Origin of the sequence: Rahnella perminowiae, assembly GCF_019049755.1 — a bacterium.
Lineage (GTDB): Bacteria > Pseudomonadota > Gammaproteobacteria > Enterobacterales > Enterobacteriaceae > Rahnella > Rahnella perminowiae.
Map to the genome: position 1 here is coordinate 1 of NZ_JAFMOS010000476.1, position 11,690 is coordinate 11,690.

The 11,690-nt window shown below is 52.4% G+C and carries 9 protein-coding genes; 4 read left to right on the plus strand and 5 right to left on the minus strand.

What is annotated here, in order from left to right; genetic code table 11:
• Nucleotides 1–46: 46 nt before the first annotated feature.
• The 4 genes from J1785_RS08930 to pabB all read right to left on the minus strand — a co-directional run bounded on the left by J1785_RS08930 (nt 47) and on the right by pabB (nt 5,643).
• Nucleotides 47–1,639, minus strand: a complete 1,593-nt coding sequence (locus tag J1785_RS08930; protein WP_217219254.1) for an EAL domain-containing protein — start codon at nt 1,637–1,639, stop codon at nt 47–49.
• A gap of 453 nt (nt 1,640–2,092) precedes the next feature.
• The gene (locus J1785_RS08935) at nt 2,093–3,457 is read right to left on the minus strand and encodes an L-serine ammonia-lyase (protein ID WP_129951782.1); all 1,365 of its coding nucleotides are present in this window, start codon (nt 3,455–3,457) and stop codon (nt 2,093–2,095) included.
• 207 nt (nt 3,458–3,664) lie between these two features.
• On the minus strand, nt 3,665–4,267 hold the full coding sequence (locus tag J1785_RS08940; protein ID WP_129951781.1) for a CoA pyrophosphatase: 603 nt from the start codon (nt 4,265–4,267) through the stop codon (nt 3,665–3,667).
• Nucleotides 4,264–5,643, minus strand: a complete 1,380-nt coding sequence (gene pabB / locus J1785_RS08945; protein ID WP_129990497.1) for an aminodeoxychorismate synthase component 1 — start codon at nt 5,641–5,643, stop codon at nt 4,264–4,266. Before pabB ends, J1785_RS08940 begins: the two co-directional genes overlap by 4 nt.
• Nucleotides 5,644–5,804: 161 nt before the next feature.
• Here pabB and J1785_RS08950 point away from each other — a divergent pair, with 161 nt between their 5' ends.
• Nucleotides 5,805–5,984, plus strand: coding sequence for a YoaH family protein (locus J1785_RS08950; protein ID WP_129951779.1), 180 nt, complete (start codon nt 5,805–5,807; stop codon nt 5,982–5,984).
• A 90-nt stretch (nt 5,985–6,074) separates the two neighbouring features.
• Here the strand turns inward: J1785_RS08950 and purT are convergent, their stop codons facing one another.
• The gene (gene purT / locus J1785_RS08955; protein ID WP_129951778.1) at nt 6,075–7,253 is read right to left on the minus strand and encodes a formate-dependent phosphoribosylglycinamide formyltransferase; all 1,179 of its coding nucleotides are present in this window, start codon (nt 7,251–7,253) and stop codon (nt 6,075–6,077) included.
• A gap of 258 nt (nt 7,254–7,511) precedes the next feature.
• On the opposite strand from purT, the gene dbpA reads away from it, so the two are divergent.
• The 3 genes from dbpA to J1785_RS08970 all read left to right on the plus strand — a co-directional run bounded on the left by dbpA (nt 7,512) and on the right by J1785_RS08970 (nt 11,603).
• A complete protein-coding gene (gene dbpA / locus J1785_RS08960; protein ID WP_217219255.1) occupies nt 7,512–8,894 on the plus strand; it encodes an ATP-dependent RNA helicase DbpA in 1,383 nt (460 codons plus the stop codon).
• Nucleotides 8,895–9,055: 161 nt separating this feature from the next.
• The gene (gene yebF, locus J1785_RS08965; protein WP_129951776.1) at nt 9,056–9,421 is read left to right on the plus strand and encodes a protein YebF; all 366 of its coding nucleotides are present in this window, start codon (nt 9,056–9,058) and stop codon (nt 9,419–9,421) included.
• A 133-nt stretch (nt 9,422–9,554) separates the two neighbouring features.
• The gene (locus tag J1785_RS08970; RefSeq protein ID WP_217219256.1) at nt 9,555–11,603 is read left to right on the plus strand and encodes a S9 family peptidase; all 2,049 of its coding nucleotides are present in this window, start codon (nt 9,555–9,557) and stop codon (nt 11,601–11,603) included.
• The last annotated feature ends 87 nt before the right edge of the window (nt 11,604–11,690 follow it).

The following is an 11,690-nucleotide window of genomic DNA, read 5'->3' on the forward strand; positions in this document are numbered from 1 at the left end:
ACTCAGGTCGCCGTTTTTTTGCGTCGGATAAAACTGTTTTTCGTCTTCAGGTCGGATCTGTCTTATCCTGCAATTCCATGTTCTGCCTTGATTTTTTATACCGCTCAAGCCAGATCGGGAACACATCAATAGGCATCGGGCGGGCAAAATAATAGCCCTGTAAGGAGTCAACCCTGCGCTCACGCAGATAATCCACCTGCTCACGGGTTTCCACACCTTCGGCAATCAGCTTCAAATTGAGGCGCTGCGCCAGCGTGATGATGGTATCCGTGACGGTTGCGTTAATCGCATCCGTGCCAATTGAAGCCGTAAAAGCCTGATCGATTTTCAGCACATCGGGATTAAGGGTTTTTAAATAGCTCAGTGAACTGTGGCCTGTCCCGAAATCATCAATGGCCAGCAGAATTCCCATTTCTTTTAATTGTGAAATTTCGGCAGCACGTAATTCCTGTAACCGTGTCCGCTCCGTCAGTTCCAGCATGAGAGAAACTGATGGCTGCGCCGGAAGCCACAGCTTTCGGATGTCATCAACAATTTCCATATTCGTGAAGTGCTGTGCTGCAACATTGATACTGACGTAAAAACCCGGCGTTGCAGGAAAGACTGACAAATTTTCAGCGACTGTCTTAATAAGATAGCGTGTCAGTGCAATGATTAAGCCGTGCTGTTCAGCCAGAGGGATAAATACGTCAGGCGATACCCATTCCTGACGGCGGTTCTTCCAGCGCATCAGCGTTTCCACCCCGATACAGCGGCCGTCCGTGCTGTTGATAATGGGCTGGCAATAGACTTTAAACTCGCGCTTGGAAATGCCGTGGCTGATCGGATAAGCCAGGCTGATGCGGCTGCCTGAGAACAGATAAACGGCTGTAGCTGTCAGCAGGCTTATCAGAACTGACAGCGGCAGATGTGAAAAGAGTTCCTTCCATGCCAGGGTGCTGGCTTGATCTCCATAAATAGAGACCGAAAAATCATATTTTCCCGAGCGGACACTCAGCAGAGGCGGTTGCGGCAAGGCGCTGGAACTGGCGATGGCCTTTTTGCCGTATTCGAGATTTCGCTGCCCGACGTTGAGGACTATGTGGCTGGCATAAGGTGGTTGGGGTTCCAGCAGGAAATTCGACAAGATGCCGATGTTATAGATAAACAGTTCGCCGTTAAGATTATCCGGTGCCGCCGGATGCCATAAAACCAGCGTCGGTGTATCGACACGGCTCCATTTCGACGCGCGTAACTCAAGCTGGGTTTTGCCTTGTGCGAACGCAGGCAGGGTGTCGTTAAAATTGAGATCCAGCGAACCTACCAGGCTTGAACAAGTAATAATGCCGTTGCTGACGAGACTGATTGAACGCAATGTTTGCATCCGTGCAACGGTTTGTTGCAACAAGGGCTGCAGCACGTTACAGCTGAGCGTGGTATCGAAAGGCATTACTTTGCTGGCCGGAGATGCGGGCTCAAGCAATTTTTCCAGTTTTTCAACGGTGTGAAACGCTACCCGCTGCTGATCTTTGGCGATAACCTGAGCTTGTTCGTAGATACGAATGCCCAGCGTGAGAAGCAGCGTACATATTCCCATCGCACTGGCGAGCGCAATGCGATAGTAACGATATTTCGCAAGTCCGGTCTGGGAGAACAGCATCGTTCTAATCCTTTTATCCCGTGTTAAATGCAGGCTCAAAATTATTATTTTTAAAGGGTTACCGATGCGTAACAGCCATTTCGTTTTTATAGAGAGTCGCTGTAAATCGTCTGCCGCCCGGCCTGAGTTGCAGCAAACTCCGTATATTTCTCTGTTCAAATCAAAAAAATAGTGCAGGTGACAGTGTCACTTGGGTTTTTCCTGGCCATTTCCAACATTTAGCAGATGTAATAAGAAGAGGTTCGGACTGGGAAAAACAGGCGGAAATCAGCATGCCGTACCTGCAGGGTATAATGCAAGTCTCACTACCCTTTTTTATTGATAATACAACGGGTTGTTGTTAGCGAAGGTTTTATTGCTGCTGGCTACCCGCCAGGGGGTATTTCCTGTGGTAAGCAGGTCGAAAATTATACAACCTGAACATACCGCAGGAAAATCTCATTTTTGACCGAATCAGTCGCACTGAACCTTAATCGCCAGACCCCCGCGTGAGGTTTCCCGGTATTTGGAATTCATATCCTTACCGGTTTCATACATCGTCTCAATGACTTTATCCAGTGAAACTCTCGGCTCACTGGTACGGCGTAACGCCATTCTGGCAGCGTTAATGGCTTTTACTGACGCGATAGCATTGCGTTCTATGCAGGGCACCTGAACCTGTCCGGCAACCGGGTCACAGGTTAATCCCAGATTATGTTCCATACCAATTTCGGCCGCGACACACACCTGTTCCGGGCTGCCGCCCAACAATTCCGTCAGGCCTGCCGCCGCCATTGAACAGGCTACCCCGACTTCACCCTGACAGCCGACTTCTGCGCCTGAAATCGATGCGTTCATTTTATACAAGATACCGATAGCGCCGGAAGTCAGGAAATAGCGCAGATAAATGTCCGGACTGACCGACTGAATGAACTGGTCATAATACGCCAGCACCGCAGGCACAATGCCGCATGCGCCATTGGTTGGTGCCGTCACGACACGTCCGCCTGCCGCGTTTTCTTCGTTAACCGCGAGGGCAAACATATTCACCCAGTCGATCACGTTCATCGGATCACTGGAGAGTTTATCGTTAGACACCAGCATCCGGCGCAGGGCAGAAGCCCGACGCGGTACCCGCAGCGGGCCGGGCAGAACGCCTTCGGTGTTCAGGCCGCGATCAATACAGGCCTGCATGGTGTGCCAGATTTTCTCAAAATACTGCTCAATGTCCTGCTTACTGTGCTGCGCCAGCTCATTCTTCATCATCAGACCGGATAATGACAATCCGGTTTCTTTACATTTTGCCAGCATTTCGCTGGCCGAATTAAAGCTGTAGGGCACGGTCACTTCATCCAGCACCGGCTGACCGAAATGCTCGTCATCAACGATAAAGCCGCCGCCGACTGAGTAATAGGTCTTGCTGTAAATCATTTTGTCGCCAGCAAAAGCGTGAATCTGCATGGCGTTTTCATGGCGTGGCAAATTCTCCCCGCGGAACACCATACCGGTATCGCGTGGGAAATCGACTTCATGGTGGGTTCCGCCCAGCGGCAGGCGCTCTCGTTGCTCAACGTCGCGGATAAAATGGGGAATGCCGTCGATGTCGACGGTATCTGGCTGGTTACCCGCCAGACCTAAAATAATGGCGATATCAGTGTGGTGGCCTTTACCGGTGAGTGACAAAGAACCAAAAACGTCCACGGCGACACGCGTAACGGCAGGCATCATGCCCTTTTCCAGCAGATCATCAGCGAACTGTTTCCCTGCTTTCATCGGGCCCAAAGTGTGGGAACTGGAAGGGCCAATCCCGACCTTGAACATGTCGAAAACGCTAATCACGTCGAATACTCCTGTAATAGATTGCGGCAGGGAACGGGATCCCTGGCTTCCATAAATGAAAAAACATCAGAGACTGTCTTTATGGACGGGTCTCTTATTCCTATGGATAGACTTATAGTTTAAAAGGGCTGAGAGGCAAAAGTTTCATTTTTCGCATGAAATAAACTTATTTGATGCAAAAGTGTGATCGAAATGTAATCAGCGGGCTCAGGCTTCAACCTGCCGGGCCAACTGACGAATGATTCCCGCCGTCAGTCCCCAGACAAATTGCTGCTGATACCAGGATAGATACACCCGGTGATGAATGCCTCGGCGGTGAATATCCAGAGGGTAATAACGTGTCAGATCAAACGCTTCCCGCAACGGCATTTCAAACAATTCGGCAACTTCATCTTCAGCCGGATGTAGCGGAACATCCACAGGCAGCAGTCCGATAACCGGTGTGACCTGGAAACCGCTGCTGCTGTCCTGCGGTGATAATGTTCCTAATACATAAACCTGTTCAGGCGGGATCGCGACCTCTTCATGTGCTTCACGTAATGCGGTCGCAATAATGGATGCATCGGTCGCATCTGCTGCACCCCCCGGAAACGCTACCTGACCAGGGTGTTTACGCAACTGATCGGCGCGGCGCGTCAGTAAAAGGGTGGGTTCCGGACGGCAGATAATCGGTATCAACACAGCAGCATGGCGGGTTCCGCGCAAGGCTGCAGCGGGCCTGCGCGGCGGCTGCAACTGAAAACGCAGAATGAAATCTTCCACAGCAGGTGAAAACGTCGGTAAGGGCGTGTGTTGTGCCTGCAGCGTCACGGCTGTATGTCTCCTAATTCGGGCAGAATACGGGCGATTTTATCAAAAGTTTCCTGATATTCCGCCTGTTCCTGACTGTCTGCGACGATCCCGCCGCCCGCCCAGCAGTAAATTTTACCCTGCGCGGTGAGCAGCGTGCGGATGGTAATGTTGCTGTCCATCGTGCCGCAGCAGCTCAGATACGCAATGCTGCCGCAATAGCCGTTGCGCCGTTGTGGTTCAAGTTCCTCGATGATTTCCATGGCGCGTACTTTGGGTGCACCGGTAATCGAGCCGCCGGGGAAACAGGCACGCAGCAAGGCGCTGGCGTGACAGGTTTCAGGCAAACGTGCGGTGACAGTGCTGACCAGATGGTGTACGGCGGGGAAGGGCTCGACTACAAACAGTTCCGGGACCCTTACACTGCCGGGTATCGCCACGCGACCAATGTCATTACGCAGCAAATCGACAATCATCAGGTTTTCGGCACGATCCTTTTCCGATGCGGCCAGCCGTTCTGCCTGCCGTGCATCCTCAGTCGGATCTGCGCAGCGGGGCATAGTACCTTTAATTGGCCGGGTCTGGATCTGCCCGTCTTTAAGCCAGATAAAACGCTCAGGTGAAAGACAAAGAACGGCATTTTCCGCGAGACGCAGAAATGCGGAGAAAGGGGCACGGTTAGCCTGACTGAGGCGCAGGAAAGCCTGCCATTCGTCGCCACTGTATTCTGTTGAAAACCGTTGTGCCAGGTTAATCTGGTAGCAATCACCGCTGTGAATGTATTCCTGAATCTTACGGAATTTTTCACCGTATTCCTCACGGCACATATTCGCCCGCCATGGCGCATGTAAACGGAAAAATGCCCGGGGAGCAGCGGGGCGCTGATACTCTGTCAGCCAACCTAAACGTTCAGAAATGTCACCGTGACAAATCAGCGTCAGACGCTGTAAATGGTGATCAGCAATCAGGGCCCAGTTATAAATCCCCACCGCCATATCCGGCAGGTTAATATCCCGCGCAGCCGTTTCCGGCAGTGTTTCTATACGACGTCCCAGATCATAACCAAACAGGCCCAGTGCACCGCCCAGAAAAGGAAAATCTGCGGTACGTTCTGCCTGTAAACCGGCTACCGTCAGTTGCTCTTCCAGTAATGCAAACGGATCTTCTTCCCGCGTTTCGGTCATGCCGTTGTGCTCAATCTGTGTTATCGCGCCACGTGTGGTGAGCGTGATCAGCGGATCGGCGACCAGAATATCGAAACGATTATGCTGATGCTGTGCCGAACCGGAATGCAGCAACATGGCCCATGGCAAAACTGAAAGCGGCGCAAACCCTTCGGTTAATGCGTCGGGCTGATAGGGTAGTGAATGGAAAACAACGGGCTGAGCGGATTGCATGACGGATACGGGTTTCTCTGGCGCAATGACGTATTTTCTCGGATCCTAACACAGATCGGGCTGCCTGAAAGCAGCGCAGGCGATTTGCGTTAATAAGGCGTATACTGTGCAACCCCGCACTGCGCGGGCTTTCATTATCACCCGTACAACAGGACACCCCCATGCTGACAGGTATGCCTTCATTATCACATCATGAACAAGAACAGGCCGCCGATCGTATCCGCCAGTTAATGGAAACCGGTATGAGCAGCGGCGAAGCCATTGCGACCGTAGCAGAAGAAATTCGCGAAACGCATAAAGGCGACCGTGTGACCGTCATTTTTGATGACGAAGACGAATAAGTACTGAGCCGGGGGAGCTTCTTTCCCGCAAAGAAAAACCGGACCCTTTTCAGGCGTCCGGTTTTTTTTCATCTCAGCGTCGGAAATGGCTTAGCCTTTAACGACTACCGCAGCCGCAGCCTGTTTGGCCTGTTCCACGGCGTCCTCAACGTTGTCCGCAATTGCCAGCGCCACACCCAGACGACGCTTGCCGCTGATTTCCGGCTTACCGAACAGACGGATCTGGTTGTAACCGGTCAGTGCATTTTCCAGGCCGGTAAACGTCACGTTGCTGCTGGTCAGTTCCGGCAGAATAACGGCAGAAGCGGAAGGGCCGAACTGGCGGATATGGCCCACCGGCAGGCCGAGGAATGCGCGCACATGCAGGGCGAACTCTGACAAATCCTGAGAAATCAGCGTCACCATACCGGTGTCGTGCGGACGGGGGGATACTTCGCTGAAGATCACATCATCGCCACATACAAACAGTTCAACGCCAAACAGACCTTTACCGCCCAGCGCTTTTACGACTTTCTCGGCGATATCCCTGGCGCGTTGCAATGCCAGATCTGTCATTTGCTGCGGCTGCCAGGATTCGCGGTAATCGCCGTCTTCCTGACGGTGTCCGATAGGGGCACAGAAATGAATGCCGTCCACGGCGCTGATAGTCAGCAGGGTGATTTCAAAATCAAATTTCACCAGACCCTCAACAATGACACGTCCGCCGCCTGCACGGCCGCCTTGCTGGGCGTAATCCCACGCCGGCTGCAACTGATCAGCCCCGCGGATCAGGCTCTGACCTTTGCCTGAAGAACTCATTACCGGCTTGATAATACACGGGTAGCCGATGGCGTCGATCGCCTGACGGAAAGAGGCTTCATCATCAGCAAACTGATAAGTGGAGGTGGGCAGATTCAGCGTTTCGGCTGCCAGACGACGGATGCCTTCGCGGTTCATGGTCAGGCGGGTTGCTTCAGCACAAGGCACGACGTTGTGGCCCCGTTTTTCCAGCTCGACCAGCATGCTGGTGGCAATCGCTTCGATTTCCGGCACGATAAAATCAGGGCGTTCGCTTTCGATAACCTGTTTCAGTGCATCGCCGTCCAGCATGTTAATAACATGGCTGCGATGGGCAACCTGCATCGCAGGTGCATCGGCGTAGCGATCAACCGCAATCACTTCCAGACCAAGACGCTGGCATTCAATTGCCACTTCTTTGCCCAGTTCGCCAGAGCCTAATAACATGACGCGGGTGGCGCCGGTGCGCAGTGCAGTACCAATGGTTAACATAGCTTCGTACCCAGATCTGTGTGAGGGAAAATAAGAATTTCGGTGCAAAGTATATCTGAAATTATTGCCAGCGAAAACGATTGCGCAGTGCCATTGATTGATTCAGGCGTGGAATAAAAGCGGAATTTACAGGATTTTTTTAGCCATTTTCTGTCGGTTAAGGCAGCCGGCGGGCGTCTCTGTTATCATTTAGCCAAACCATGGCGCCAGGTTTCCTGCCGCTGCCCCGATTTTTGCCTCACATAAAGAGTTATCGCCTTGAGCACGCATTCCTTTTCTGTCCTGACATTGCCCGCTGAGCAACTTTCTAACCTGAATGAACTGGGTTACACCGAAATGACCCCGATTCAGGAAGCATCATTGCCCGCCATCCTGCAGGGGCAGGATGTCCGCGCCAAAGCCAAAACCGGCAGCGGTAAAACAGCCGCTTTCGGTATCGGTTTACTGAACAGCATTATTGTTTCGCAGTTTGTTGCTCAGGCGCTGGTGCTGTGTCCGACACGTGAACTGGCCGATCAGGTCAGCAAAGAATTACGCCGTCTGGCGCGTTTTACCCAAAACATCAAAATCCTCACTCTGTGCGGCGGTCAGGCTATCGGGCCACAGCTTGAATCGCTGGTCCATCCGCCACACATTGTGGTGGGTACGCCGGGCCGTATTCAGGAGCACCTGCGTAAAGGCACGCTGAAACTGGACGAACTGAAAGTGCTGGTGCTGGATGAAGCGGACCGTATGCTGGATATGGGTTTTAGCGAAGATATTGAAGATGTGGTCAGTTATACACCGCAGGATCGTCAGACGTTGCTGTTTTCAGCTACCTATCCCGACGGTATTGAGCGTATCAGTTCTAAATTCCAGCGTCAGCCGTTGAAAGTAGAAATCGAAGGCGAAGATGACATTGCGGATATCCAGCAGATTTTCATCGAAGCCGACAAACATCAGCGTTTATTGCTGCTGGCCGCCGTGCTGTATCAGCATCAGCCTGCTTCCTGCGTAGTGTTCTGTAACACTAAACGCGACTGTCAGGAGGTGTGTGACGCCCTGACAGCGAAAGGCATCAGCGCCCTGGCGCTGAACGGCGACCTTGAGCAGCGCGACCGCGACCGCGTACTGGTGCGGTTCTCCAACGGCAGTTGCCGCGTACTGGTGGCGACAGACGTTGCCGCGCGCGGGCTGGATATCAAACAGTTGGGTCTGGTCATTAATTACGAACTGTCTTTCGACCCGGAAGTTCATGTTCACCGCGTGGGCCGTACCGGCCGTGCAGGCACCCGCGGACTGGCAGTCAGCCTGGTCACGCCGCAGGAGATGCCGCGTGTGACAGCGCTGGAAGATTATACGCGTCAGCGCTTTACCTGGCAGCCAGCCGCTCAGGCCCTGGCCGCGGCCCCGGTGGCGCTTGATCCTGAAATGGCAACGTTATGCATTGACGGTGGCCGTAAAGCCAAAATCCGCCCCGGTGATATTTTGGGCGCGCTGACCGGTGATGCCGGGCTGACCGCCGCTGAAGTAGGAAAAATTGATATGTTCCCAGTTCACGCTTACGTTGCGATTCGTCAGAAGAGCGCGAAGAAGGCGTTGCAACGTTTGCAGGAAGGGAAGATCAAAGGCAAAAACTGCAAAGCCATTATCTTGCGTTAACAGCGTTTCTTTTCGCTTTATGTCGGGCGTCTTATTGTTAATGTTGTGTTATTGCCTTGTTGAGGATTATATTAACTAACGCACATTATGACCATGCGTTATGTAGGGATATTGTCCGGCAGGGTCAACTGAATGAACGACAAAGACTGGGAAGACGAACGATGAAAAAGATAATCTTGGGCGTTGTGGTCGCAGCGGCAGGCATGAGCGGGCTGAGCCAGATTGCGCAGGCTGATGAGCCTGAAGTGAGAACGGCAACCGTAACGCCTTGTTCCACGGCAACCAAAGAGGATGTGGCTGCTCTGGTTAAACGTGATTTCCTGCAAAACCGTATCCCGCGCTGGGATGCAGATAAAAAAGCGCTTGGGACGTCCACGCCGGTGGCCTGGGTGGTGACTGACAGCATCAGCGGCAGTAATGCAAAATGGAATGTCCCGTTAACCGTGCGCGGTGATCACACAGATAAAACCTACCAGGTAACCCTTAACTGCCAGATAGGCGAAATCAGCTATAGCGCGCCGTTATAGCCGGTATTAAGGCTCTGATTGCGTCCGTGATTTCTTCGCGGACGCATTATTTCCCCTGCATCGACGTCTCTTGGTTTCCCCGTCTAAACCTGTCACTCTTATCACACCACAAAGAGGACAAAGAGATCCCGAGATGATGACACCTCCAAAGGCTGAAAAACGCCCGCAAATTTTGAGCGTCCACGGCGATGACCGTGTCGATAATTATTACTGGCTGCGTGATGATGACCGCGCCGATCCTCAGGTTCTGGCTTATCTGACGGCCGAAAACGAATTTACCGGGCTGGCCATGCAACCGCATCAGGCATTGCGCGAAACCCTGTACGGCGAAATGGTTGCACGCATCGCGCAACAGGATCATTCCGTTCCCTACGTCAAACATGGTTACCGCTATCAGACCCGTTATGAGCCGGGCAACGAATACGCCATTTATCTGCGCCAGCCTGCAGCAGAATATGAAAATTGGAGCACGCTGATCGATGGTAATGAGCGGGCCAAAGACAGCGAGTTTTACACGCTGGGCGGTCTCGATATCAGCCCTGATAATCAGCTGATGGCGGTGGCGGAAGATTTTCTTTCCCGCCGCCAGTATGACATCCGCATCAAAAAGCTCGATGATGAAACCTGGACGGAGGATCTGCTGAAAAACACCTCCGGCAGCAGTGAGTGGGCGAACGATTCACAAACGCTGTATTACGTCCGCAAACATAAGAAAACCCTGTTGCCGTATCAGGTTTACCGGCACGTGATCGGCACCGATCCGAAAACTGACAAGCTGGTATATGAAGAAAAAGACGATACGTTTTACGTCGGACTGGATAAAACCACGTCAGAAAAATATATCCTGATCCATCTGGACAGCACCACAACCTCAGAGATACTGCTGCTCGATGCCGATGATCCGCAGGCTAAACCACAGGTATTCCTCTCGCGCCGTAAAGATCATGAATATGCTCTCGATCATTACCTCGGGCATTTTTACATCCGCTCTAATAAAGATGGCAAAAACTTCGGCTTATATAAAAGCGAAGACGGTGTCGAAGCCCGCTGGCAAACGCTGATTGCGCCGCGTATCGAAGTGATGCTTGAAGGCTTCAGCCTGTTCCGTGACTGGCTGGTGGTGGAAGAACGCCATCAGGGACTGACGCAGTTGCGTCAGATTCACTGGAAAACAGGGGAAGAAAAATCGCTGGCATTTGACGATCCGACCTATACCACCTGGCTGGCGTATAACCCCGATCCGGACACCGCATTGCTGCGCTATGGTTACTCTTCAATGACTATGCCGAGCTCACTGTTTGAACTCGATCTGGATACGCATGACCGTACGTTGCTCAAGCAGCAGGAAGTGAAAGATTTTGATGCGGCAAATTATCGTAGCGAACGTGTCTGGGTTACGGCCCGTGACGGAGTGAAAGTCCCGGTGTCACTGGTGTATCGCCGTGAACTGTTCAAGCCGAATGAAAACCCGTTACTGGTTTACGGTTACGGATCCTATGGCAGCAGTATGGATCCGGCTTTCAGCGGGAGCCGCCTGAGTTTACTCGACAGAGGATTTGTTTTCGCACTGGCGCACATCCGCGGTGGCGCAGAACTGGGCCAGCAATGGTATGACGATGGCAAGCTGTTCAATAAACTTAACACATTCCATGACTTCATTGATGTGACCAAAGAACTGGTCGCGGAAGGCTACGGTGACGCCGGACAGGTTTACGCCATGGGCGGCAGTGCGGGTGGATTGCTGATGGGGGGGATCGTTAATCAGGCGCCAGAGTTGTATCACGGCATTGTAGCGCAGGTGCCGTTCGTTGACGTGGTGACCACCATGCTTGATGAATCCATTCCCCTGACCACCGGTGAATATGACGAGTGGGGCAACCCGAACGACAAAGCATATTATGATTATATGCTGCAATACAGCCCGTATGATCAGGTTCGCGCACAGGCCTATCCGCATATGCTGGTCACCACCGGCTTGCATGATTCGCAGGTACAATACTGGGAGCCAGCAAAATGGGTAGCAAAATTACGCGAGCTCAAAACCGACGATAACCTGTTGTTAATGCATACCGATATGGATTCCGGCCACGGCGGGAAATCCGGACGATTCAAAGCTTACGAAGATATCGCGCTGGAATATGCTTTTGTGCTCGCCCTGGCAGACAACGCCTCTGTGGGCTGAAGTATGAAGGGGAAATAAAAAAACCCGCTCTCGGCGGGTTTATTCTACGAAGTCCATTGTTAAGCAGAAGCTTTCTTGGCTTTTTTC